Below are 26684 nucleotides of genomic sequence, written 5' to 3'. Positions count from 1 at the left end.
AGTCTTGATGCAGCCGATCTTGAGAAAATGCAGTCAAACTTGAGAACCTACAAGGCGGGCGTGTCACCTCGCCATGTTCGCGAATCGCGACAAGTGCAGCTGATGCGCAACGGTCACCGTCTTGGTCGGGCCGTTGCGGTGTTTGGCGAGAATGAAATCCGCCTCTCCCCCACGCGGATCATCACGTTCAAATGCATCCGGCCGGTGCAAAAGAATTACGACGTCCGCATCCTGTTCGAGCGAGTTGTGAACCGCAATACCGTTGGCTACGAAATTATGTGTGCCGCTTACGGTTCCGTCGTAGACATCATCTTCGCCAATGCTCGTTATCTCAACGATCGTGTCCCAGTATACGTCGCTGGTCGCCAGCGCATGAATGTCTCGATCTTCAAGCAGCGCCGCCGCACGATGCAGTCGAGACCTGCTCGGCGAGTGCTTCCAAAGCGTCGATCCGCAGAACTGGATACCCATGGCGGAAGCAAACTTGCGATGACTCATCCGCTTCGCGGACAGCGCCTGGCGGACTTGGGTCCATACCTCTTTCGGCACGGTGCCCAGGTTCGGATTGCGCACCAGATCCTCAAGGTGCGAGAGCACCTCTTGCACCGCAACCGCTTTGACGCCGTGAACACCGACGTGGCGAAGGAACCTCGCCTGATTCTCCGCACCGTAGATGTACAGGTGCCACGAATCGCGGTAGCCAAGTTTTCGGGCACGCTTTATCCGCGCAAAAACCCCAACCCGAAGCAGCAATTGGGCGACATCGTCGATGAGACGCCGGCTGGTTGACGCGTAATAGATCCGCCCCTGGCCTAGCTTGGCGTCCCACCGAACAGAACCATCGGTCGCCCACAAATGACACAAGAACAACGCCACCTGATCATTGGGCGCCCGAAAAACAGCTTCCGGTATGAACTTTTCGTGACTGCGCTTGCCGAAAAGCCCCAGTCCATCGAGCCATGCCGCGATCGGATTCCGCTTACCATGTGTCAATCGCTCCGGGGCGGGCAACCGCAGCGTGGTCACGCGCGCCGCCGGGTACTCGTCGCGGACCGCGGTGACACCGAAATGCGCCGCTGTGACCGACACGGCGATAAGGTTGGCCTCGTCCACCGACGCATACCGGATCGGCTGACGCGTCACACACGACCCGTCGCCGATCATGTGAGCAAGCAGCATCACCTCGGAATCGTGCATCCGCTGCGTGTCAACGGGCTCGGGCACCCGCCGGGGTGCCGCAATCCGGTCACCAATCTTCAGCTCCTCCAAAGGAGCCCAGCCCTCAAGCTTCATGAAGGGATGGTTACCGGTGGCCTCGACCTCGCGTCCGGAGGCCAGCCGAAGCCGGAAGACTTCCTTGCGCCCGCTCGGGAACACGTTGGTCATCGGCCGGGCGACCATGCGCAGCTGCTCGTCCAACGACCACACCAGCGGGCGCTCGCCGGTCCGGATCAGCTCACCGAAGGTGACCTCTGCGCCGGTGTCAGCGCGCAGGATTCGCGTAGCGGCCGTAAGGCATCCCGACTCGCGCAGGTCGGCCAACATCGGCTTCTTGTCGGTGCGCTGCTCAGGCCCACGGTTGAGCTGGCTGATCGCCACCACCGGAACCTCAAGCTCCTTGGCCAACAACTTCAGATGCCTTGAGAATTCGGATACTTCGACCTGCCGCGACTCGTGCTTCTTACCCGAGGTCATCAGCTGCATGTAGTCGACCACGATCAACCGCAAGTTCGCCTTTTGTCGCAGCCGGCGTGCCTTGGCCCGGATCTCCATCATGGTCAGGTTTGGCGAGTCGTCGATATACAGTGGCGCCTCGCTGATTTCGCTCATCCGCCGCGCCAGCCGCGTCCAGTCGTCATCATTCATCCGGCCCGAACGCATATCGGAGAGCTTGATTTTCGCCTCCGCCGACAGCAGCCGCATGACGATTTCTGACTTGCTCATCTCCAGCGAGAAGATGACGCTGGCCAAGCGGTGCTTGATCGAGCACGACCGCATGAAATCCAATCCAAGCGTCGATTTGCCCACACCCGGACGCGCCGCGACGATAATCATCTGGCCCGGATGCAGACCATTGGTCACGTCGTCGAGTTCGGTGAAGCCGGTCGGCACGCCGCTCGCCAGGCCGCCGTTGGAGGCGATGGCGTCGATCTCGTCCATCGTCGGCTGCAGCAGATCCTCGAGGGGCACAAAGTCTTCGGACAGCCGTCGATCCGCGACATCGTAGATTTCCGCCTGGGCGCGATCGACGATCTCGGCGACATCGGCGCCCTCGGCGCCGGCATAGCCGTACTGCACCACTCGCGTGCCGGCCTCCACCAGCCGACGCAGCAGTGCCTTCTCGGCGACGATACCCGCGTAGTAGCCCGCGTTGGCGGCGGTCGGCACCGTCGAAATCAGGGTGTGCAGGTATGGCGCCCCACCAATTCGGCGAAGCAGTCCGCGGCGGTCCAGCTCGGCGGCCACCGTCACCGCGTCGGCCGGCTCCCCCCGCCCGTAGAGGTCCAGGATCGCGTCGTAGACATTCTGGTGGGCCGGCTTGTAGAAGTCGCCTGGACGAAGCCGTTCCAATACATCGGCGATGGCGTCCTTGCTCAGCAGCATCCCGCCGAGTACGGACTGCTCGGCAGCGAGGTCCTGCGGGGGCTGGCGGCCAAAGTCTTCACTGGGGGGTGGGGCATCCATACCTGGGTGCGGCAGATCGTCGACAACCGCCATGGCCTGTCACCTCCTCCGACACGAGCATACGAACATACATTCGAAAGCCATATCAAGAGCGTAAGTCAAGCCTCTGACACCCCGCTCCCCAACGGACCGGCTCCCCGCGAGGCCGCTGCACAGCCCGCATCGTCGCCGTTTGAAATCACCCACATCGGCTTGCGCCGGGACGACCGTAAGCGTTGCTGGCGAGTACTCCAAGGGCCGTTGTTCATGAAGCTGTGCATCGTGTGTGCATTACCGTCGACGCCTGTGTTGAGCGGGGTGTGGAGAACCTGTGGATTAATGCGAAGCGTTACGACATCACTGCTGCTAATCGTCGTACAACGCGAGGCATTCGGTGTGGACAACAATCTCTTCGGCGTGTCGGGCCAGGTTACCGCGCCGGGCGTGTTGGTTTTCCCCGAGATTTTCGTCGCGTAAAGGGTTGGTTACGCAGGCTCTGCAACAATTCGCGCAGAATAGTTCGCCAGCACCACGGTCCGCTCACAGCCACGTCAGGACGGCCGGAACCGCCAGTGTGGCCGAGCGCGGCCACACCAGGGTAACGAACGTTAAAAGTTAGCTCTCCGCGACGACGGTGAGTGAAACCTCGACATCGATTTCCGGGTGCAGATGCACCACCACCGGATGGGTGCCGATGGCTTTGATATGCGCCTTGGGCAACCGGACGATTCGCTTGTCGAGGTTGGGGCCGCCCGCCTTCTTAATGGCGGCGACAACATCACCGGCAGTGACGGAGCCGAACAGCTTGCCAGAATCGCCGGCCGTCTTGACCGGTAGCGAGACTGGACCAAGCGCGGCTATCGCCGTCTTGATTTCGTTGGCGTGCTCTAGGTCGCGCACCATCTTGGTTTCGCGGGCCCGTCGGATCTCGTCGGCCTGCTTCTGGGCGCCGCGTGAGGCGACGATCGCCAACCCGCGCGGCAGCAGGAAGTTGCGTCCGTACCCGTCCTTGACCTCGACAGTGTCGCCGACCGAACCGAGGTGGTCGACATCGGCCGTCAGAATCAGCTTCATCGTTTACGTACTTTCCGTTGGGGGGCCGGCGATTACCGCGTCGAGGAGGTGAAAGGCAGCAGCGCAACCTCGCGGGCATTCTTTACCGCGAGTGCGATGTCGCGCTGGTGCTGCACGCAGTTGCCGGTGACCCGGCGCGCCCGGATCTTGCCGCGCTCGCTGATGTAGGTCCGCAGCAACGCGGTGTCCTTGTAGTCGATCTGTTGGTCCTTTTTGGCGCAAAAGACGCATTTACGCGACTTGACCGGCTTTTCCGGAGCCGGGCGCCGCTTGCTGGACTTGGCCATGGTTGTCTTTCTTTCCTTTTCCTACTTGAAATCAGAATGGCGGTTCGTCGTCGCCGCCGCCGAACGAGCCCGACGCCGGGGCGCTGCCCCACGGGTCGTCACCGGATCCGCCGCTTGGCTGGGCAGCCGGGGCCTGACGCGGTCCGCCGCCTCCGCCGCCGAAACCGCCCCCGCCGCCGCCACTGCGGCTGGCCTTGTTGACCTTGGCGGTCGCGTACCGAAGCGAAGGCCCGATCTCGTCGACCTCGACCTCGACAACGGTGCGCTTCTCACCCTCGCGGGTTTCGAACGAACGCTGCTTGAGCCGCCCGCTGACGATCACCCGCGCTCCCCGGGTGAGGCTCTCGGCCACGTTCTCGGCCGCCTCACGCCAGATGTTGCAGCGCAGGAACAGCGCCTCGCCGTCCTTCCATTCGCCAGTCTGGCGGTCATAGATCCGCGGTGTTGATGCCACCGTGAAGTTCGCGACGGCAGCACCCGATGGTGTGAACCGCAATTCGGGGTCAGCGGTCAGGTTTCCGACGACGGTGATAGTGGTGTCACCAGCCACAATAGTTCTCCTTGCTCCGCTTGTTCCTCGCCAGGTGGATGGTCATCAGCGAGCGTACGCAACAGCGCTGACAGCTAGTGCTTGTCGGTGCGCATGACCTTGGTGCGCAACACCGACTCGTTCAGGCTCAGCTGACGGTCGAGTTCGGACACGGTGGCGGGGGCGGCCTTTAGATCGACCACCACGTAGATGCCTTCGGCATGCTTGGCGATCTCGTACGCCAGACGGCGCTTACCCCAGATGTCGACCTTTTCGACCGTTCCGCCGTCCTTACGGACGACGTTGAGAAACGTCTCCAAGGATGGGGCGACGGTGCGTTCGTCAAGGGTGGGGTCAAGGATGACCATGATTTCGTATGGACGCATGGGAACCTCATCACCTCCTCTGGTCTACGCGGCCACGGTCGTTCCGTGGCAGGAGGGTCGCCTGCGTCGGCAACCGCCCCAGGCTACCGGATGCCGGCTGGCCTGGAAAATCCGGGCAATCGCAACGCCTCGATCGTCGCTCGCGGGCATCTGCCGATGAGACAAATTGTCCAACGCCGGCATCAATATGAGACAATGCACACAGTTCCCATGCGAATTGTTGTCGAGTACCGTTCGCGTGTCGAACAGCCGAAAAAGACGGCTGCCACATATCTAAGGAATGCAATATGACAATCTTGCTCGAGAAGCCGCACATAGACGTCCGCAAGGTGATCGCAGAGGCCTTGGAGTCAGCGAGCCCAAGTACCGCAGCACGGGGGGTCTTCTTCCTGCTCTCATCGGATCTTGAGTTGGCTCGATAGCCCAACACGAAGTCGTCAATCCTCGGAAGGTACCGGCGGAGTGCTGCCACGATGCAATGGGTAATTAAGACCACCAAGCTGTGCAATCTGCGCTGCAAGTATTGCTACGAGTGGGAGCACCTGTCGGACCCGACGAGGATGTCGGAGGGCGTCTGGAGAGACGCCTTGGTCGCCATCCGCGACTACGCCGAGCTGGCGAACCAGCGCTGCGGGTACGACCAACCCGTGGACATCATTTGGCACGGTGGCGAACCGACGCTGTTACCGCGTAGCTATTTCGAGTCCGTGTTCGCACTTCAGCGGGAGATCTTTCCTAGTACTGCAGCCGTAGATAGGGATTGCTGATGCTGGCGTGTCTGCGCTGGTAGGCGCGGTGACCGCGGCATTGTTCGGAGTTTGTGACAACTTCTCAATATGCCGCGGTCGCCGCGGCTCATAGCGTAGACCCTGATCGGTGGCAGTCGGAGTTCTCGGCGGTGCTGGATCGGATCGCGCCGCGTTTCGCCCGGTACGAACCGTTGCGCCGTGCCGGTGAACTCATGGCCGGGATGGTCTCGGGCTTGGACCGCAAGAATTGCTGGACGATCGCCGAGCACCGCGGTGATACCACCCCCGATGGGTTGCAGCATCTGTTGGCACGGGCCAGCTGGGACGCCGACGATGTCCGCGACGATCTGCGCGATTACGTCGTCGATGCGTTCGGTGACCCGGGTGCGATCTTGGTGGTCGACGAGACCGGTGACGTCAAGAAGGGCGTGCACAGCGTCGGGGTGCAGCGCCAGTACAGCGGTACCGCGGGCCGCGTCGAGAACTCCCAGGTGGCGGTGTATCTGACGTATGCGGCCCCGCGTGGGCACGCGCTGATCGACCGGGCTCTGTACCTTCCGCGCAGCTGGGCCGACGACCATGAACGCTGCGCCGATGCCGGAATCCCCGCCAACAAGCGGGGTTTCGCGACCAAACCAACGCTGGCGGCAACACTGATCGAGCGCGCGGTGGCCGCCCGAGTACCCGCGGGGTGGGTGGCCGGCGACGAAGTCTATGGAGCCGACCCACGACTGCGCGCAGCCATTCGAGGCCACCGACTGGGCTACGTGATGGCGGTTGCGGCCAACCGGCGCGTGCCCACCCATGCCGGCCCGATCCGCGTCGATGCGCTGCCCGCGCTGATCCCGGCACATGCCTGGCAGAAACACTCCGCCGGCGCCGGCGCGCACGGGCCACGGCTGTACTCCTGGGCATGGTTTCGGTTGCTGGCCGAAGACGACACCGACACCGGGTACCATCATTTGCTGATCCGCCGCAACGATGCCACCGGCGAGCATGCCTACCTGCGCTGCTACAGCCCCCGACCCGTTCCGCTGCGCACCCTGGTCACCATCGCCGGTCAGCGCTGGCGCATCGAGGAATCGTTCCAAGCCGCCAAAGGACTGGTCGGACTGGATCAGCACCAGGTGCGGCGCTGGCGCTCCTGGCACCGCTGGACCACCCTGGCCATGCTCGCCCATGCCTTCCTGGCCGTAGCCACAGCGATCGAACGCGATACCGCACCCACCCCCGAGGGCCTGATCGCCTTGACCGTCAACGAGTTTCGACGCCTCTTCGACGCACTGCTGCTCGTCACCCACCGCACCCTAACAAGCCTGCTGGCCTGGTCACGATGGCGAAGACGACACCAATACCGAGCCCGACAATCCCACTACCGACGCCGCGAACACCAATGATCTCGATCTACGGCTGCAGTACTAGCGAATGGATTGAAAGCCGCCGGGTGAGAAATTGTCTGCAAACGAATCTCTACTCCGTTCGCGACGAGCACCTCGATGTATTCGAAGAACATGGAATCACACTTGGCGTCTCGGTCGATTTCGCCGAGGGCGTGCGCTTGACCGCAGGAGGTCGTGCGACCGAATCGGCAGTACGTGCGAACATACGCCGACTACAGGACAGGGGCTTACCGTTCAGCCTCATTACCGTGCTGGCCGGGCACACGGTAAGCCAGATTGAGCAGATATTCGAGGAGATCACTCGAATCAATAAGCCGTCGCGGCTGCTTCCGTTGTTCGGCGGTCCGCCGACGCGTTCGATGGAAGGCGTCACGGTCGGCCTGCCCGACATACTCGACGCGATTATGGTGTTCTTCGATCGGTGGCTCTCGGCCGGTATGGGCCCGCGAGTGGATCCTCTTAATCAGTGCATGCAAACGGTAATCCTGAAGCGATTGAACTTGGGGCGCCCACGGCAAAACCGTGCGCTGCTGGGCAACGACGTCCTTGTTATCGACCGCGATGGCACGCTGGCCTGCGACTCGTATCGCGAGCACGGGATCCTCGGCAATGTCACTAAAACCCCCATCAAGGACATCGTTGATGGCATCACCTACCGCAATCTGATCGTCGAGGAGACACGTCTCAAGGAATCGATCTGCGGCGACTGTCCTTTCCTGGGCCCGTGCGACACCAGCCCGATCGCGCGCCATTTCGACAGCCACGTGCTGCAGGACTGCCCGCTCGAGAAATACCTGCTACCGCGGATCGAGGCCCATCTGGAAAACAGGGGCTTCTTCGACGACGATTTCGATAGGACGGCCCGTGAAGTCGCGGCCGCTCACGTGGCGGAGTCGCTCGAAGCGACGGCTTCGTACTAATCACAGTTTGCGGACCACCGGCTCGGGTGTACGCCGTCGACATGCCATCAATCGAGTCCTCCTCGCCCAAATTCTGGGCATCGAACTCCCACAGGAACGGCCTCGGACCCGAGGACTCGCTTCACCCCGGCATGGGTCAACCCATAAGCTGGTGCGCCGTGACTGCGTTCCCTAATGCGCCCACCGCGCCCTCGGTGATGTCCGCTCCACTCGCCGAGGTTGACCCCGAGATCGCAGACCTGTTAGACCAGGAACTTCGCCGTCAGCGGGACACCCTGGAGATGATCGCCTCGGAGAACTTCGTACCACGCTCAGTACTACAAACCCAGGGCAGCGTGTTGACCAACAAGTACGCCGAGGGATTGCCCGGCCGGCGATACTACGGTGGCTGCGAGCACGTCGACGTCGTGGAGAACATCGCCCGCGACCGCGCCAAGACGCTGTTCGGCGCCGATTTCGCCAACGTTCAGCCGCACTCGGGTGCCCAGGCCAACGCCGCAGTGCTGCAAGCGCTGATGAACCCGGGGGAACGGCTGCTCGGGTTGGATCTCGCCAACGGCGGCCACCTGACCCACGGTATGCACCTGAACTTCTCCGGCAAGCTTTACGACGTTGGCTTCTACGGCGTCGATCCGACGACCCACCTGATCGACATGGATGCCGTGCGGGCGAAGGCGCTTGAATTCCGCCCCAAGGTGGTCATCGCCGGTTGGTCCGCCTACCCCCGGATTCTGGACTTCGCGGCGTTCCGGTCGATTGCCGACGAGGTTGGCGCCACGCTATGGGTAGACATGGCGCATTTCGCGGGCATGGTCGCCGCGAGGTTGCACCCATCCCCGGTGCCGCATGCCGCCGTGGTGTCCACGACCGTGACCAAAACGCTCGGCGGTGCCCGTTCGGGCCTGATCCTGGGCAAACAAGAGTTCGCCAAGGCCATCAACTCTGCGGTGTTCCCCGGCCAGCAGGGCGGACCGATGATGCAGGTCATCGCCGCCAAGGCGGTCTCACTCAAGATCGCCGCGACACCCGAGTTCGCGCAACGTCAGCAACGCACCCTGTCCGGCGCCAAGATCATTGCGGACCGCCTGATGGCGCCAGACGTCGCCAAGGCAGGCATGTCGGTGGTCAGCGGCGGCACGGACGTCCACCTGGTGTTGGTCGACCTGCGCGACTCCCCGTTGGATGGCAAGGTTGCCCAGGATCTACTGGAAGAGATCGGCATTACCGTCAACCGCAACGCGGTGCCAAACGACCCCCGGCCACCGATGGTGACCTCTGGTCTGCGGGTGGGGACCTCGGCGCTCGCGACCCGCGGCTTCGGGGACGCCGAGTTCACCGAGGTCGCCGACATCATCGCCACCACCCTGATGGCCGGCGCTGCGGCCGATCTGCCCACGCTGCGGCAGCGGGTGACACGGCTAGCCAGGGAATACCCGCTCTATGAGGGACTCGAGGACTGGAAGTTGGTTGGTCAGTAGTCGGTGCCGACGCCCAGACCCAACACTGGGAGGTTGCGCCTAACCGGCTACCTCGGAAGTCAGCGCTAACAATCCGCTGAGCTGTTCGCCGTACATACTGAGCGATTCGGTAGTCAACATGTCGTCATGCGTGCAGTCGACCGAATATTCTGCAATGTCTCCCGCAACATAAGGTCGCCAACATTGCAATAGAGACGAAGTTCGATCGACCGCACTCCGCGCAGCCGAAAATATGATCGCATTACCAGCGAATACGCCCGGCGTGTGCTCTGATAGATACGATTCAACAGTCTTAAGATTTTCAACCATGAACTCCAAGAGCTGTTTGGATGCGGCGTCAGGTCCTAGCTCTTCTTCTCGTTGGTCATGTAGTTCCGCTGCAGGGTCGTCGGCAAGAGTCGTGGACTGATCTGCGATATCTGTCCGACCGTCCGTCAGGTAACGTTCCAGCATTTCGCGCGCGAAATCTTGGACAACTTCATTCTCGTCCAAAGCCTGGTCCCTTACGGCGCCGCCGGTATCGGCAAAGTGCACGGCGTCAAGGAGCACCAGGCATTGGATCTCGAATCCCTGGCGAGAAAGCTCAATCGCGAGTTCCTGGGCAATTACACCTCCCAGAGACCAGCCGAGGAGTTTGTAGGGTCCGCCAGGGTAATTCGCTTTAATCCTCTCCGAATAGGCCTTTGCCATATCACGTATTGATCTAGGTTGAATTTCCGCGCTTTGAAAGATTTGTTGAATGCCAATGATTGGACCGTCCAAATAATCACCCAAAGCCCGATACGCCCAGCTAATGCCACCACCGGGGTGAATGCAGAACAACGGAACGCCAGTACCGCGCTTGAGTGTCTCGACCGGAACGATATCTACCGAACTGACATGTGTGCGCAACTGCTGACTCAAGCCTGCAACAGTGGGCGCGTCGAACAAGATGCGCACCGGCAGGTGGGCGCCAAGGGACGCGTTGATCGCGGCGATCGCCCGCATCCCCAGCAGCGAATCACCGCCGAGGTCGAAAAACGAGTCGTCGACACCGACCCGGTCTAAGCCCAGTACCTCGGCGTAGATGTCGGCGAGGACCTCCTCGGTGGGCGTGGCAGGGGCCCTATACCGGCCAGCGGCACTGTAATCGGGGGCCGGCAGGGCCCGCTTGTCGAGTTTGCCGGTGACGGTCAACGGCAACTCGTCGATCGCCACGACCGCAGCCGGCACCATGTGTGCCGGCAGCCGCTCGGCCAGCACCGCACGCAAACCGGTCGCATCCACCGCCCCGCAGACATACCCCACCAGGCGTTTGTCGCCGGGCTGGTCCTCGCGGACGACCACCGCCGCTTGGGTCACCCCGTCCAGCCCGGCCAGCGCCGCGGTCACCTCACCTAGTTCGATGCGGAACCCGCGGACCTTGACCTGCTCATCCGTCCGCCCTACATACTCCAGTTGGCCATCAGCGCGCCAGCGCACCAGATCCGCAGTGCGATACATACGTTTTCCCTGCGCTCCCGCGCCGCCGAACGGACACGCCACAAACCGCGACGCGGTCAAACCCGGGCGGCGCCAATACCCGCACCCCACCGCATCGCCGGCCACATACAACTCGCCGGCCACACCCACCGGCACCGGCCGCAGCCACTCATCCAGCACAAAAAACGCCGCCCCAGCCACCGGTGAGCCGATCGGCGGCACCCCCGACCCCGGCCTCAGCGGCGCACTCATCGATACACACATCGTGGTCTCGGTTGGGCCGTAGCCGTTGATCATCACCCGTCCGGGTGCCCAACGGTTTACCAGCTCGGCCGGGCAGGCCTCACCGGCCACCGCCAACGTCACCGAATCCAAACCTTCGGGCGACAACATCGCCACCGCCGACGGGGTTTGGCACAAGAAGCTGACCTGCTCAGAAACCAGCAGGGCGTGAAGATCCTGCGCTGAGCCCGTCACCGACTCGGGCACCACCACCAGCCGCCCGCCGTGCAAGAGCGCCCCCCAGATCTCCCACTGCGAGATGTCGAAAGCATACGAGTGGCACTGTGTCCACACTCCGCCTACCGGTACGGGTGCGTCCAGTGATCCCATCAGTTGGGTGACATTGTGGTGGGTGATGGCAACCCCTTTCGGGGTCCCGGTGGTGCCTGAGGTGTAGATGATGTAGGCGATCTCATCTGGGGCTGGCGCCGGTGGCGTTGTATTGGGTTGGGTGTCGGCAACGGGATTGTTTACGTCGATGACCATCACGTCATGGCCGTTCAGCCGGTCGGCCAGATGGGTAGTGGTGATCGCGGCAACCGGGGCTGCGTCGGCGAGCATGAACGCGATCCGCGCCGCCGGCAGTGCGGGGTCGATGGGCAGGTAGGTTGCCCCGGTTTTGAGCACCGCCAGCATCGCCATGACGGCTTGACCGCTGCGTTCAAACAGCAGGGCCACGCACCCGCCCGGGCCCACACCGTGATCAGACAGCAAGTGCGCCAACCGGTTGGCCGCCTCGTCAAGCTCGCGGTAGGTCAGTGAAAACTCGTCCCAACCGACCGCCACCGCCGATGGGCTGCGCTCCACCTGCGCGGAAAACACCCTCGGAATCGACACCGGTGCCGCGGAGACGGCGGACAACACCGCTCGGTTGCCCCACAGATCCAACCGAGCGTGCTCACCGGCGTCGAGTAGGTCCACCGACGACAACCGCCGCCCCGGGTCGGCGGTCATCGCAGCCAACACTCGCTCTAGCCGTTCGATGAGCGCCTCGATGCTAGCCGTGTCGAAAACGTCGGTGCGGAATTGGATGCGAAGTTCGAGCTCCCGGCCCGGCAGGGCTTGCAGGACAAGCGGGTAGTGGGTGGCTACGTGGCTGGTGATGTCGGTGATGGTCAGTTCGTGGGCGCCCTGCGGCACGACGGTGTCGATCGGAAAGTTTTCGTAAGCGAAAACGGTATCGAACAGCACATCTCGGCCGGTGAGGCGGTGGATCTCGGTTAGCGCCAGGTGCTGGTGCTCGAGGGTGTCGTTGTGGGCGCTTTGCAGTTGGTCGAGAAGGCTTGCTGTGGTGGTTGCCGCCGTGATGCTCGCTCGGACCGGCACCGTGTTGATGAATAGGCCGACCATCGATTCCACGCCGGCCAATTCGGCTGGCCTGCCCGAGACCGCGATGCCGAATGCGACATCATGGTGGCCGGTCAGCCACGTCAGCACCTGCGCCCAGGCGGCCTCTAGCACAGTGCTGACGGTGGTCTGGCTTGAGCGCGCTAGCTGGGTAAGCGCCAAGGTGGTCTCGGCAGGAACCAGAAACGACTGAACGTCTCGCTGCCCGAGCCCTAACCGGTCCGCCGGGCTGACCAGTGTCGGGGCGTCAAAGCCGGCGAACACCTCACGCCAGGCGGTGTGGGCAGCCTGGTGATCCTGATTAGCCAGCCAGGCGAAGAATCGGCGATACGACCCGACCGCAGGCAGGTCTTCCCCGCTATAGCTGGCGAATATTTCCCGCAGCAGGATCGGCAGTGACCAGCCATCTAGCACGATGTGGTGATTGGTCAGCACGAGCCGGTGCTGGTCTTCAGCAGTTCGGATCAAAACAGCGCGACTGGGTGACTGGTGAGCCAAATCGCAGACAGCGGCGCGTTCGGCGACACACAGCCGCTCGACCTGCTCATCGGGGTCAAGATCGCCGCTACTCAGGTCAACATACCGCCACGGCGCCACCGGACCATCCGGGATGATCTGCACCGGTTCGCCCGACTGCAGATAGACGAACCGGGCCACCAGCTGCGGATGGCGGTTGAACACCATCTGCACGGCATCGCGCAGGCGGTTGTGATCGAGCGGGCCGGTCACGCCGATATTGAGGTCCATCGAATACAGGTCGCCCAGATCGGCGGGGGACTCCGCGCAACTGGCGTGGAAGAGCAGTCCCTGCTGCAAGGGTGTCAGCGGCAAAATGTCAGCGATCCGGTATCGCAGTTGGAACTCGTCGATCTCGTCCTGACTTAAGCGGGCGGGCCTGAGATCGGAAGGGGTCAACCCGCCCCCGCCGTGGCGGACATGAGCGCAGATGCCGCCGAGGGCGTCAAACCACAGCTGCCCCAGCCGAGCGATCTGGGCACGATCAACCGCGGACGAGGCCCACATCCAGTCGGCGTGCAGTCGTGGACCGGCGTCGGTGTCGACGGTGACGGCGCTAACTTCTACGGTGTGCGTCAGCGGCATCGGCACAGCCGCGCTGGAGGCGGTCAACGACAAGCCTTCGCCACCGATCCGCCACCTATCACCGGCGGCCGAACACTCGGCCGGTCCGCCCAAACGTCCCAGGTAATTGAATCCGATCTGCGGGTCGGATCCAGCGAGCTCAACGTGAGTGTTGAGGTAGCGCAACAAGCCGTGCGTCAGGCCGTCGGGGTGGGCTCGAAGCTGCTCTTTAACACCCTTGACCACCGCCCCCAGCGCCGCCGCACCGGCCACCACCTGTTCCCAGCCGATAGCGCCCACAGTTACCGACACCGGGTATTTGGCGGTGAACCGCCCCACGGTGTGCGATAGGTCAATGCCCGGGAACAGTTCCTCGCGGCGCCCATCGCCCTCGACGTCGATGCTGATCGGCTCGGCGGTATCGTCCAGAAACTGCGCCCACGCCAGTGCGAACGCGATCAACAGGATGTCGTGCACCCCGGCATGAAATGCCGCCGGCACCTCATCAAGGAGCATTCGGGAAGTCTCCGCGTCCAGCACCGCCGACAGCTGCCCGGCGGTGGCCAACGTATCCACCGCGGGACGCACCGCGGGCAGCGCCGGCCGAACCGCCACCTTCCGCCGCCACGCGCCCGCCTGGTCGACAACCGCCGCACTGCGCGCGTGTTCACGCAGCAGCGACGCCCACCGGCGATACGACGTCCCTGTCACCGGCAACGCCACGTCCCGCCCTTCGCGACGCTGGCCCCAGGCGACGTTAAGGTCGTCCAGCAAAATCCGCCAGGACAGCGCGTCGATGGCCAGGTGATGAATGACCAGCACCAGTTGAGCGGCGGGGGCGACCCACAGTGCGCTCAGCATCACCCCGGCGGCCGGATCCAATCGGGACCGGGCCTCCACTAGAGCGTCGTCGGACAACGCCTCCACCCGCTGCAGGCACTTGTCCGCATCCACAGAACCGGGTTCGGTCACAAACCACAACCAACCTCCGGCACCGTAGTCATCAAGCCGCAACCGCAGCATCGCATGCCGATCCAACAACGCCTGAAGCAAGACCACGACGTCGTCGGTTGTGACCCCCGCGGGAGCCTGCACCGTCATCGTCTGGTTGAACTGCCCAACCGGGCCGTCGACACTGGCCAGCCAGCACATGATCGGTGTGGGCAACACCTGCCCGACACCCTCATCAATCACCGCGCCATCACCACGCGTGGAACTGGCGACCCGGGCCACCCCAGCAACAGTCTGCTCAACAAAAATGTCGCGCGGCTTGCACACAACACCGGCGGCGCGGGCCTGCGCCACCACCTGTATCGACGAAATGCTGTCACCGCCGAGGTCGAAAAACGACGCGTCGACACCCACGCTGTCCACACCCAGCACCCGGGCGTAGATGTCGGCAAGGATCTCCTCGACCGGGGTGGTAGGGGCCCGGTAACCGCGATCGCGGTATTCCGGCGCCGGCAGGGCCCGCTTGTCGAGTTTGCCGTTGACTGTCAACGGCAGCTCCTCCAAAACCACCACAGCCGTCGGCACCATGTACTCGGGCAGCCCAGCGGTCAGCGCCTTGCGTATCCCCTCACCATCCACTGTCCCGGTGACCGCGGTGACATAGCCCACCAAACGCTTGTCGCCGGGGCGGTCCTCACGGGCGATCGCCACCGCCTGCCCCACCCCCGGGAGGTTTGCCAGCGCGGCAGCCACCTCACCCAGCTCGATGCGATACCCACGGATCTTGACCTGCTCATCAGTGCGGCCGAGAAACTCGAGCTGTCCATCGCGGCGCCAGCGCACCAGGTCCCCGGTGCGATACATACGTTCTCCTGGCGCTCCCGCGCCGCCGAACGGGCAGGCCACAAACCTGGACGCCGTCAACCCAGCCCGACGCACATACCCACAACCCAGCAAGTTGCCCGCCACATACAACTCGCCGGCAACACCAACCGGCACCCGCCGCAACCATCTGTCCAGCACAAACAACGCCGCCCGAGGCACCGGCGAACCGATCGGCGGCACCCCCGAACTCGCCACCAGCGACGCGGTCATCGTCGCAAACACCGTCGTCTCAGTAGGCATTGATCATCACCCGTCCGGGTGCCCACCGATCCATCAGCTCGGCCGAGCACGCCTCACCGGCCACCACTAACGCCACCGACGGCAAACCCTCAGGCGATAACATGCCCAGCGCTGACGGCGTTTGACTTAAGACGTTGACTCGTTCGGAGACCAGGAGGCTGTGAAAGTCGGTCGCCGACCGCGCCACCGACTCGGGCACCACAACCAGCCGTCCGCCGCCCAACAGCGCACCCCAGATCTCCCAAACCGAGAAGTCGAAGCTATAGGGGTGCCACTGCGACCACACCTGCTCCGGCCCCGGTGGCAGGCCGTCGAACGGTGAGTCGAACAGCTGGGTCACGCTGCCGTGGGTGACGGCCACACCCTTGGGTACGCCGGTCGTGCCCGAGGTGTAGATGATGTAAGCGATGTCGTCGGCGGCTGGCACCGCCAGCTCGGTGCACGGGCGGGTGTCGATCCGGGGGTCGTCGACATCGATCACCGCCATGTTGTGCTCGTCCAGCTGCGGACGCACGCTGGCGGTGGTGATAGCCGCCACCGGCCCCGCGTCCTCGATCATGAACGCGACCCGGGCCGGCGGCAGCGCCGGGTCGATGGGCAGATAGGCCGCCCCGGTCTTCAATACCGCCAGGATCGCGATGATGGCCTGCGCGGAACGCTCCAACAACAGCGCCACACACTCGCCCGGGGCCGCACCATGGCCTGCCAGTAGGTGCGCCAACCGGTTGGCCGCCTCATTAAGCTCGCGGTAACTCCACGCGTCCCCCTGGTAACTCAGTGCCACCGCCGACGGGCTGCGCGCCACCTGCGCGGAAAACACGCTCGGAATCGACACCGGTGCCGACGAGACGGCGGACAACACGGCGCTGTTGCCCCACAGGTCCAACCGAGCGTGCTCATCGGCGTCGAGCAGATCCACCGACGACAACCGCCGCCCCGGATCAGCGGTCATCTCCACCAACACCCGCTCCAACCGAACCATGAGCGCCTCAATGCTTGCCGTATCGAAAACGTCGGTGCGAAATTCCACCCCTCCCGCAATGCCGGCGGGCTCACCAGCACTCGTCCAGAGTTCAGTGAGAGAAAACACCAGATCCATCACGACGGTCTGGGTGTCCACTGTCGTATACGTGACCTCTAGATCACCCAAGACCACCCCGGCTGCGGGCTCATTGATCTGCCGGGCGAAGTTCTGCCAGGTCAACATCACCTGGATCAGGGGTGAATGGGTCATCGATCTGGCCGGTTGGAGCCGTTCAACGAGCAGCTCAAAGGGCACGTCTTGGTGTTTGTAGGCCTCCAGGCAACGCTCTCGCACCTGGGCGAGCAGTTGAGTGAAGGTGGGATCACCGGACAGGTCGGTGCGCAGCACCAGTGTGTTGAGGAAAAACCCCACCAGCCCATCCAGTGCGCTATCGCCGCGGCCAGCGGTCGAGAAGCCCACCGCCACATCAGTGCTCGCGCTGACCTTCGACAGCAGCACGGCGAGGGCCGCCTGGACCACCATGAAGCTGGTCGCATTGTGCTCGCGAGCAACACGGGCCACACGCTCTTGCAGTCCCGCCGTCCACTCGACAGCAACGGTGCCGCCGCGGTGATCTTCAACCAGCGGATACGGCCGATCGGTGGGAAGCTCGAGGCGTTCGGGCATCCCGGCCAGGGCATGCTCCCAATAGGCCAGCTGGGTGGCGACGAGGCTGTGGTTGTCCGCTAGATCGCCGAGGTTTTCCCGCTGCCACAGTGTGTAATCGACATACTGCACCGGCAATCCCACCCAGACCGGAGCCTGCCCCGCGCACCGGCTGGCATAGGCGGCATCCAAGTCGTCGAACAGGGGGGTGAACGACGAGCCATCCGCGGCGATATGGTGCACGGTGATCAGCAATAGGTGTTCCCCGTCGGCAACGGTGAAAAGCTTTGCCCGCAGCGGGATTTCGGTTGCCAGCTTAAATGTGTAACGCGCCGCGGAGTCGATAGCCTGGCGCAGCTGGCTGGCCGGCCATCCGGTCGCGTCGACGACATCCCAGCCGAAATCTGCCCACACGGCGGGGACAACCACCTGCTGCGGTATTCCCTCGACCGCGGGGAATACCGTACGCAGGCTCTCATGACGGCCCACCACATCGGCCAACGCCGCGCCTAACGCATCGGCGTTGAGTTCACCGCGCAACTGCAAAGCGACCGCGATGTTGTAGGTGGGTGAGGGCCCCTCAAATTGATCGATGAACCACAGCCGGCTCTGCGCAAACGACAACGGAACCACTGCGGGTCGCGCAACAGGCGCCAAGGGCTTGAACCGCCCCGCAACTGGCTCCTCGATATGGGATGTCAACTGGTCAATCGCCGGCGCGTCGAACAGGGTACGCGCACGTGGATTCTCTTGAGCCGTTCTGGTGATCTCTTCCCGCAGGTGCTGGGTGAGGGCGACCGGTGTGGGATGGTCGAAGACGACGGTAGGTGATAACGCCAGCCCAGTCGCGGTTTGCAGCCGCTTGCGCAGTTCGACGGCGGTCAGGGAATCAAAACCCCGATCCTGGAACACGCGGTCGGCTTCGATGGCGGCGGGATCAGCACCTAGGACGGTCGCGGCATGGGCGCATACCAGCTGCAAGAGCATGGACTGTTGCTGTTCATCGGAGAGCCCGGCCCATCGCTGCCCTCGCGCCGACCCCGACATAGCCGCATCGCGGTCCCCGACCACCGACCGCCGCAGCGAACCTCCCGCCGGCGTCCCCGACAGCCAGTACCGTTGCCGCTGAAACGCATACGTCGGCAATGGCACTCGCGTGGGGTGATGCGGGGCAAATATCGTTGCCCAGTTCACGGTTACTCCGGCTACGTGCGCCTCGGCGAGTGAGGTGACAAAGCGGCGCCATCCGCCTTCGTCGCGGCGCAGTGAACCCAACACTGTCACCGCACCCGCGTTGCTGGCTTCGGCTGTTTCGGTCATCGCGACCGCTAACACCGGATGGGGGCCCATCTCGATCAACGCCCGACACCCCTGCTCGATCAGCCCGCGGGTGGCCCGCTCGAACTGGACCGGCTGACGCAAATTGGCATACCAATACCGGCCGTCGAGGGCCTCGGTGCTTAGCTGCTCACCGGTGACTGTGGAGTAAAAGGGCACAGTGCCCGCGCGGGGGCAGATCCCCGACAACTGCGCCACCAGCCGCTGCTCAACAACCTCCACCTGTGCTGAATGCGAGGCGTAATCCACCGGGATACGCCGGGCGAACACCCCTTGGGCCGCACAGGCGGCCACCAATTCGTCCAATGCCGCCGGGTCACCGCAGACCACCGTGGAGGCCGGGCTGTTGATTGCGGCCACCGACACCCGCTGGCCGTACTGCGTCAGCCGCTGGTCGACCTGGGCTGCCGGCAACCCGATCGCAGCCATCCCGCCCGACCCGGCCAGCTCGGCGATCGCCTGGCTGCGCAGCGCCACCACCTTTGCCGCGTCTTCTAAACTCAGCCCGCCGGCCACATACGCCGCGGCGATCTCGCCCTGGGAATGGCCCATCACCATGTCAGGTGTCACCCCGCAGGCCCGCCATAACGCCGCTAACGACACCATCACCGCGAACAACGCCGGCTGCACCACATCCACCCGGGTCAACCACGACTCATCCCCGCCGCGCAGCACTTCTTCCAACGACCACCCCACATGCGGGGCCAGCGCCTGCCCGCACGCGCGCATCTGCGCGGCGAACACCGGCGAGAAATCCCACAACTGCACCGCCATGGCCGGCCACTGGCCCCCCTGACCGGCGAACACGAACGCGGTCTTACCGTCTGCCACACGCCCGGTCACCACCCCCGGTGTGGGGGACCCGGCCGCCAACCCGGCCAACCCGGCCAGCAACTCGCCCCGGTCGGCACCCACCACCACCGCTCGGTGCTCCAACCCGGCCCGGCCCGTGGCCAACGAAAACCCCACATCCGCGGCCCCCAACCCCGGGTGCTCGGCCAGATAGGCACCCAACCGGGCCGCCTGGGCCTCCAACCCGGCCTCGGTCTTGGCCGACACCGGCCACGCCAGCACCACCCCCGCCTCCGCCAGCACCGGGGTCGGGGCCGGTGTCGGGGCACCCGCACTGGTGGTGGGTGGGGGGGGCCTGCTCCAGGATCAGGTGGGCGTTGGTGCCCGAAATGCCGAACGAGGACACCGCTGCCCGGCGTACCCGCCCGTTATGCGGCCAGGGCTGGGCCTGGGTCAGCAGCGACACCGCACCGGCCGACCAATCCACATGCGCAGACGGCTCATCGACATGCAAGGTCTGTGGCAACACCTCATGACGCAATGCCTGGATCATCTTGATCACCCCGGCCACCCCCGCGGCGGCCTGGGTATGGCCGATGTTGGATTTGACCGACCCCAACCACAGCGGCCGATCCCCCGGGCGGCCTTGCCCGTAGGTCGCGATAATCGCCTGGGCCTCAATCGGATCGCCCAACACCGTGCCCGTGCCATGGGCCTCCACCACATCCACCTCCGCGGGCCCCAACCCCGCGCTGGCCAGCGCCGCGGCGATCACCCGCTCCTGCGAGGGCCCGTTCGGGGCGGTCAACCCGTTCGAGGCCCCGTCCTGATTGACCGCACTACCCCGGATCACCGCCAACACCTCATGCCCGTTGCGGCGGGCATCAGAAAGCCGCTCCACCAACACCAGGCCCGCACCCTCAGCAAACCCCGTCCCATCCGCCCCAGCCGCAAACGACTTACACCGCCCATCCACCGACAGCCCCCGCTGCCGGGAAAACTCCACAAAAATCCTCGGCGTCGCCATCACCGTCACCCCACCAGCCAACGCCAACGAACACTCCCCAGCCCGCAACGCCGCACACGCCTGATGCACCGCCACCAACGACGACGAACACGCGGTATCCACCGTCACCGCCGGACCCCCCAACCCGAACACATACGCAATCCGACCCGAGACCACACTGGCCTCAGTGCCCGTCAGCAAATACCCCTCCACCTCGGCCCCGCCCCCACCTCCGTACTGGGAGGAATACGCCCCAGCGAAGACCCCAATGTCACTGCCGCGCACCGAACGCGGATCAATCCCGGCCGACTCAAAGGTCTCCCACGCCGTCTCCAACAACAGCCGCTGCTGGGGATCCATCGCCAACGCCTCACGCGGAGAAATCCCGAAAAACCCCGCATCAAAATCGGCCACCCCCTCAACAAACCCCCCCATCCGGGTATACGACGCCCCCACCCGATCAGGATCGGGATCATAAAGACCCTCCACATCCCAACCCCGATCGGTCGGGAACCCCGAGATCACATCCCGACCCCCCACAACCACCTCCCACAACCCCTGCGGGCCATCCACCCCACCCGGCAACCGACACCCCATCCCCACCACCGCAATCGGCTCATCGGCCCGCACCCGCGCACGCACCACCACCCCGGTCGCCCCGCCCTGCAAACGCGCCCGCAAATACCCAGCCACCGCAGCCAAGTTGGGGTGATCGAAAATCACCGTGGCCGGCAACGTCAGACCCGTGGCCTGAGCCAACCGGTTACGCAACTCCACCGCGCCCCGCGAGTCCAACCCCAGATCGCTAAACGCCCGCTCCGCCGCCACCGCCTCCGGCGAGGAGTGCCCCAACACCGCGGCCAGCTGACCCCGCAACTCCGCCAACAACACCGCATCCCAGTCCGCCTCAGCTGCTCTAGCCAGCCGCTGGGCCAACGAACCGCCAGCCGAAGCCGCCGCGACCGGAAGACTCACCAACCCACTCAACACCGCCGGCAACAACCCCAACCGCGCTTGGCGACGCAACGCGGCCACATCCAGACGCGCCGGCACCAACACCGGCTCACCGCGCGCACACGCCAGATCAAACAACTCCAAACCCTGCTCGGTCGACATCCCCGCCAACCCCATCCGCTGCATCCGCGCCGGATCCATGGCGCGAGGCTGGGCTGCTCCCACAACCCCCACCCCAACGACACCCCCGCCAACCCCTGCCCGCGCCGGTAGCACGCCAACGCATCCAAAAACGCGTTGCCCGCCACATAATTGGCCTGCCCCGCGCTGCCCAACACCGCAGCAGCCGAAGAAAACAACACAAACGCCGACAACCCCATCTCCCGGGTCAACTCATGCAAATGCCACGCACCATCGACCTTGGGCGCCAACACCTGCTCCACCCGCGCACGATCCAGCGACTCAATCACCCCATCCGCCAACACCCCAGCAACATGAATGACCGCGCCCAGCCGATGCTCACCACAAACGCTGTCCACCAACCCCGCCAACTGCTCACGATCGCCCACATCGCAGGCCACCACCTGCACCCCACACCCCAACTCGCCCAACTCCGCAACCAACTGCTCAACCCCGGCCGCCGCCGCACCACCCCGACTCACCAACACCACATGCCCCACCCCATACCGGGCCGCCACATGCCGGGCCAGCGCCATCCCCAACACCCCAGTCCCCCCGGTGATCAACACCGCCGCCGCCGGATCAAACACCGACCCCGCCACCGGATCCCCGACTTGCTCGCTCACCTGCACCAGCCGAGGCGCCAACACCACACCGTCGCGCACCGCCAACCGCGGCTCACCACGCTGGGCCACCGCCGCCGGCACCGCCGCCCACGACGCCGCACTGCCATCAAGATCGAGCAACATAAACCGGCCCGGATGCTCTGACGCCGCGCTGCGCAACAACCCATCCACCAGCGCACCCGCCAGATCAGGCGCCTCACCCTCAACAGCCGCCACCGCCGCCTGAGTCACCACCACCAACCGCGAACCCACCAAAATCGGCTCACCCAGCCACGCCTGGATCAGCTCCAAGGTGTCATACAACCCCCCACGAACCTCACCAACACCAGCAGCGGCGATCGGCACCGCGGTCAACACCACCTCCGGTGCGCTGCCCCCCGCACCAACCACGGCGATCAACGCCCCCAAATCCGGATAACACCGCACACCCTCCCCCGCTAACTCCATCGGCCCGCCGCGATCAAGGACCGCCACCCCCGGCACCACCCCCTCAGGCGGGCTTTGTACTGCCACCCAGTCCACCTCATGCAGCCAATCCAGCCGCCGCGCCCCCACCCGACCCAACGCCACAGCATCCACCCGCCGAAACTGCAACGACTCCACCGACACCACCGGCGCCCCAAACTCATCCACCGCCCGTAACCACAACCCCCCGCCCTCAACCGAACCGATCGCCACCCGCAACGCCGAAACACCCCGAGCATGTAGCGACACCCCACCCCAAGCAAACGACACCGGCAACCCACCCGACGCCGACTGGTCACCCCACAAATCCGGGGCCACATGCCACGCCGCGTTCAACAACGCCGGATGCACCCCAAAACCCGCCGCCTCACCGATCAGATCAGCATCCAACCCCACCTCAACAAACAACTCCTGGTCGCGGCGCCACACCGCACGCACACCCTGAAACGCCGGACCATAATGAAAACCACCCACCCCGCCCGGCTGGTCATACAACGAACCAGCCACAGCAACCGCCTCCGCCGGCGGCCACGACAAAGACCACCCCTCTAACTCCCCACCATCCACACCGGCCACCAACACACCACTAACGTGATGAACCCACCCCACCCCCACATCCCCATCACCAGCTAGCCCAACAGAGTGCTCCGGACGTGAATACACCTCAAACCCGCAGCGACCCTCGGCATCCGGGCCACCGATCAACAACTGCAACGCCACCGCGCCCTGCTCAGGCAACAACAACGGCGCCTCAATCACCAACTCCTCTACCCGCGAAACACCAGCCCTAGCCCCCGCAGCCAACACCATCTCCACAAACACCGCACCCGGCACCAACACCACATCAGCCACCGCATAATCAGCCAGCCACCGATGCGTCTGCACCGACAAACTCCCGCTAAACAACCACCCCCGCTCACCCCCCAAACACACCCCCCCGGCCAAAAACGGATGCCCCACCCCCGACAAACCCACCGACGCCACATCCCCCACCGACCTACCCGACAGCCAGTACCGCTGCCGCTCAAAGGCATACGTCGGCAACTCCACCCGCCGCGGCCCCCACGGCCCCAACACCGACGCCCAATCCACCCCCACCCCCGCCACATGCGCCTGCGCCAAAAACCCCATCACCGCCTCGGATTCGGGCTGATCGACACGCAACACCGCAACACACAAGCTCGGTTTGTCATCGCCGTGCTCTGCCAGGCACTGAGCCACCATCGCGCTGAGCGGCCCGGTCGGGCCAAGCTCAAGGAACCGGGTCACCCCCACACCGGCTAGGAACCCGACCCCGTCCATGAACCGCACCGCCTCGCGGGCATGACGCACCCAATACCGCGCAGAGCCCAACTCCTCGGCGGTGGCAACCCTGCCGGTCAGGTTGGAAACCACCGCAAGCTGCGCCTGCCCGAAGGACACGCCCTTAAGGACCGCGCCGAACTCCTCGAGCATCGGCTCCATCCGCGCCGAGTGGAAAGCGTGACTCACCTTCAACCGGGTGGTCTTGCGGCCCCGCTGCTGCCACACCCCGACCCACTGCTCGATAGCGTCGGCGTCACCAGAGACCACAACCGACCCCGGAGCGTTAACCCCCGCCACACAAAGACGGCCCTCATAACCCGCCAACGAAGCAACCACCTCGTGTTCGCTGGCCGCGACCGCCACCATCGCCCCACCAGCCGGCAGCCCACCCATCAACCGTCCCCGCGCCGCCACCACCGCGCACGCATCAGCTAGCGAGAACACCCCCGCCAGATACGCCGCAACCAACTCCCCAATCGAATGCCCAATCAGGAAATCCGGCTTTAACCCCCAAGACTCAACAAGCCGATACAGCGCCACTTCCACCGCGAACAACGCAGGCTGGGTGAAAGTGGACTCATCGAGCAATCCCGCCTCGAAAGTCCCTGGGGCGGCGAACAACAACTCTTTTAACGACCGGCCCAACAACGGATCCAACTCGGCGCAAACCACATCGATCGCCTCAGCGAAAACCCCATAACACCGGTACAACTCGGCGCCCATCGCCGCCCGCTGCGCCCCCTGACCAGGAAACACGAACGCGGTCTTACCGTCTGCCACACGCCCGGTCACCACCCCCGGTGTCGGGGACCCGGCCGCCAACCCGGCCAACCCGGCCAGCAACTCGCCCCGGTCGGCACCCACCACCACCGCTCGGTGCTCCAACCCGGCCCGCCCGTGGCCAACGAAAACCCCACATCCGCGGCCCCCAACCCCGGGTGCTCGGCCAGATAGGAGCCCAACCGGGCCGCCTGCGCTTTAAGCCCGGTCTCGGTCTTGGCCGAGATCACCCACGCCAGCACCGAATCCGACACGTCCACCGGGACGCTTTGGACCTCACCGTCGGCGGGCAGCTCCGAAGCGGGGGCCTGCTCCAGGATCAGGTGGGCGTTGGTGCCCGAAATGCCGAACGAGGACACCGCTGCCCGGCGTACCCGCCCGTTATGCGGCCAGGGCTGGGCCTGGGTCAGCAGCGACACCGCACCGGCCGACCAATCCACATGCGCAGACGGCTCATCGACATGCAAGGTCTGTGGCAACACCTCATGACGCAATGCCTGGATCATCTTGATCACCCCGGCCACCCCCGCGGCGGCCTGGGTATGGCCGATGTTGGATTTGACCGACCCCAACCACAGCGGCCGATCCGGATCCCGGCCTTGCCCGTAGGTCGCGATAATCGCCTGGGCCTCAATCGGATCGCCCAACACCGTGCCCGTGCCATGGGCCTCCACCACATCCACCTCCGCGGGCCCCAACCCCGCGCTGGCCAGCGCCGCGGCGATCACCCGCTCCTGCGAGGGCCCGTTCGGGGCGGTCAACCCGTTCGAGGCCCCGTCCTGATTGACCGCACTACCCCGGATCACCGCCAACACCTCATGCCCGTTGCGGCGGGCATCAGAAAGCCGCTCCACCAACACCAGGCCCGCACCCTCAGCAAACCCCGTCCCATCCGCCCCAGCCGCAAACGACTTACACCGCCCATCCACCGACAGCCCCCGCTGCCGGGAAAACTCCACAAAAATCCTCGGCGTCGCCATCACCGTCACCCCACCAGCCAACGCCAACGAACACTCCCCAGCCCGCAACGCCGCACACGCCTGATGCACCGCCACCAACGACGACGAACACGCGGTATCCACCGTCACCGCCGGACCCCCCAACCCGAACACATACGCAATCCGACCCGAGACCACACTGGCCTCAGTGCCCGTCAGCAAATACCCCTCCACCTCGGCCCCGCCCCCACCTCCGTACTGGGAGGAATACGCCCCAGCGAAGACCCCAATGTCACTGCCGCGCACCGAACGCGGATCAATCCCGGCCGACTCAAAGGTCTCCCACGCCGTCTCCAACAACAGCCGCTGCTGGGGATCCATCGCCAACGCCTCACGCGGAGAAATCCCGAAAAACCCCGCATCAAAATCGGCCACCCCCTCAACAAACCCCCCCATCCGGGTATACGACGCCCCCACCCGATCAGGATCGGGATCATAAAGACCCTCCACATCCCAACCCCGATCGGTCGGGAACCCCGAGATCACATCCCGACCCCCCACAACCACCTCCCACAACCCCTGCGGGCCATCCACCCCACCCGGCAACCGACACCCCATCCCCACCACCGCAATCGGCTCATCGGCCCGCACCCGCGCACGCACCACCACCCCGGTCGCCCCGCCCTGCAAACGCGCCCGCAAATACCCAGCCACCGCAGCCAAGTTGGGGTGATCGAAAATCACCGTGGCCGGCAACGTCAGACCCGTGGCCTGAGCCAACCGGTTACGCAACTCCACCGCGCCCCGCGAGTCCAACCCCAGATCGCTAAACGCCCGCTCCGCCGCCACCGCCTCCGGCGAGGAGTGCCCCAACACCGCGGCCAGCTGACCCCGCAACTCCGCCAACAACACCGCATCCCAGTCCGCCTCAGCTGCT

Annotated in this window: 11 protein-coding genes and 3 pseudogenes; 5 read left to right on the top strand and 9 right to left on the bottom strand. The window is 64.6% G+C overall.

The annotated features are described in order from the left end of the window. Positions 1-63 precede the first annotated feature (63 nt). Positions 64-2718 (bottom strand): replicative DNA helicase, encoded by a 2655-nt coding sequence (locus AADZ78_RS00455; protein WP_085250979.1) that lies wholly within the window; start codon positions 2716-2718, stop codon positions 64-66. Positions 2719-3003: 285 nt separating this feature from the next. Between AADZ78_RS00455 and AADZ78_RS00450 the strand changes: the two genes are divergently transcribed. After that, positions 3004-3141, top strand: coding sequence for a hypothetical protein (locus tag AADZ78_RS00450; RefSeq protein ID WP_169726323.1), 138 nt, complete (start codon positions 3004-3006; stop codon positions 3139-3141). Positions 3142-3279: 138 nt separating this feature from the next. On the opposite strand, the gene rplI is transcribed toward AADZ78_RS00450, so the two are convergent. The 4 genes from rplI to rpsF form a co-directional block, all read right to left on the bottom strand. Next, entirely contained in the window at positions 3280-3738 is a 459-nt protein-coding gene (gene rplI, locus AADZ78_RS00445; RefSeq protein ID WP_085250978.1) for a 50S ribosomal protein L9, read from the bottom strand. Between the two features lie 32 nt (positions 3739-3770). Continuing rightward, positions 3771-4025 carry a 30S ribosomal protein S18 gene (rpsR, locus tag AADZ78_RS00440; RefSeq protein WP_085250977.1) on the bottom strand — a complete coding sequence of 85 codons (255 nt, stop codon included), beginning with the start codon at positions 4023-4025 and terminating at the stop codon, positions 3771-3773. Positions 4026-4056: 31 nt separating this feature from the next. Beyond that, positions 4057-4575 carry a single-stranded DNA-binding protein gene (locus AADZ78_RS00435; RefSeq protein WP_085250976.1) on the bottom strand — a complete coding sequence of 173 codons (519 nt, stop codon included), beginning with the start codon at positions 4573-4575 and terminating at the stop codon, positions 4057-4059. A 74-nt stretch (positions 4576-4649) separates the two neighbouring features. Next, positions 4650-4940: a 30S ribosomal protein S6 gene (rpsF, locus tag AADZ78_RS00430; RefSeq protein WP_085250975.1), complete on the bottom strand. Its 291-nt coding sequence runs from the start codon at positions 4938-4940 to the stop codon at positions 4650-4652. Between the two features lie 473 nt (positions 4941-5413). Here rpsF and AADZ78_RS00425 point away from each other — a divergent pair, with 473 nt between their 5' ends. From AADZ78_RS00425 to glyA, 4 genes are all read left to right on the top strand, one after another. Continuing rightward, positions 5414-5707, top strand: a complete 294-nt coding sequence (locus AADZ78_RS00425) for a radical SAM protein (protein WP_338101342.1) — start codon at positions 5414-5416, stop codon at positions 5705-5707. Between the two features lie 134 nt (positions 5708-5841). Continuing rightward, a complete protein-coding gene (locus AADZ78_RS00420; RefSeq protein ID WP_085251499.1) occupies positions 5842-7086 on the top strand; it encodes an IS701 family transposase in 1245 nt (414 codons plus the stop codon). Further along, a complete protein-coding gene (locus tag AADZ78_RS00415) occupies positions 7083-8009 on the top strand; it encodes a radical SAM protein (protein WP_239656811.1) in 927 nt (308 codons plus the stop codon). The genes AADZ78_RS00420 and AADZ78_RS00415 overlap by 4 nt, the downstream gene beginning before the upstream one ends. 197 nt (positions 8010-8206) lie before the next feature. Then, a complete protein-coding gene (gene glyA, locus AADZ78_RS00410; RefSeq protein ID WP_085250924.1) occupies positions 8207-9487 on the top strand; it encodes a serine hydroxymethyltransferase in 1281 nt (426 codons plus the stop codon). Positions 9488-9526: 39 nt separating this feature from the next. On the opposite strand, the pseudogene AADZ78_RS00405 reads toward glyA, so the two are convergent. From AADZ78_RS00405 to AADZ78_RS28845, 4 genes and pseudogenes are all read right to left on the bottom strand, one after another. Beyond that, positions 9527-18341, bottom strand: a pseudogene (locus AADZ78_RS00405) (amino acid adenylation domain-containing protein); the annotation flags it as partial. Between the two features lie 57 nt (positions 18342-18398). Next, a pseudogene (locus tag AADZ78_RS00400) lies at positions 18399-21561 on the bottom strand (type I polyketide synthase); the annotation flags it as partial. Beyond that, positions 21483-23684 (bottom strand): type I polyketide synthase, encoded by a 2202-nt coding sequence (locus tag AADZ78_RS28850; RefSeq protein ID WP_423752188.1) that lies wholly within the window; start codon positions 23682-23684, stop codon positions 21483-21485. The gene AADZ78_RS28850 and the pseudogene AADZ78_RS00400, both read right to left, overlap by 79 nt. Positions 23685-23729: 45 nt before the next feature. Then, a pseudogene (locus AADZ78_RS28845) lies at positions 23730-26629 on the bottom strand (type I polyketide synthase); the annotation flags it as partial. Positions 26630-26684 lie beyond the last annotated feature (55 nt).

It is taken from the genome of Mycobacterium riyadhense, from assembly GCF_963853645.1.
GTDB lineage: Bacteria > Actinomycetota > Actinomycetes > Mycobacteriales > Mycobacteriaceae > Mycobacterium > Mycobacterium riyadhense.
Note: the sequence above shows the minus strand (reverse complement) of the source record. Positions and strands in the feature narration are given on the sequence as shown.

Bases quoted from the DNA above. Each gene is read 5' to 3' on its own strand.
- rpsR (WP_085250977.1), bottom strand. From the start codon at position 4,025: ATGGCCAAGTCCAGCAAGCGGCGCCCGGCTCCGGAAAAGCCGGTCAAG.
- glyA (WP_085250924.1), top strand. From the start codon at position 8,207: ATGTCCGCTCCACTCGCCGAGGTTGACCCCGAGATCGCAGACCTGTTA.
- AADZ78_RS00415 (WP_239656811.1), top strand. From the start codon at position 7,083: ATGATCTCGATCTACGGCTGCAGTACTAGCGAATGGATTGAAAGCCGC.
- rplI (WP_085250978.1), bottom strand. From the start codon at position 3,738: ATGAAGCTGATTCTGACGGCCGATGTCGACCACCTCGGTTCGGTCGGC.
- rpsF (WP_085250975.1), bottom strand. From the start codon at position 4,940: ATGCGTCCATACGAAATCATGGTCATCCTTGACCCCACCCTTGACGAA.
- AADZ78_RS00425 (WP_338101342.1), top strand. From the start codon at position 5,414: ATGCAATGGGTAATTAAGACCACCAAGCTGTGCAATCTGCGCTGCAAG.
- AADZ78_RS00450 (WP_169726323.1), top strand. From the start codon at position 3,004: ATGCGAAGCGTTACGACATCACTGCTGCTAATCGTCGTACAACGCGAG.
- AADZ78_RS00455 (WP_085250979.1), bottom strand. From the start codon at position 2,718: ATGGCGGTTGTCGACGATCTGCCGCACCCAGGTATGGATGCCCCACCC.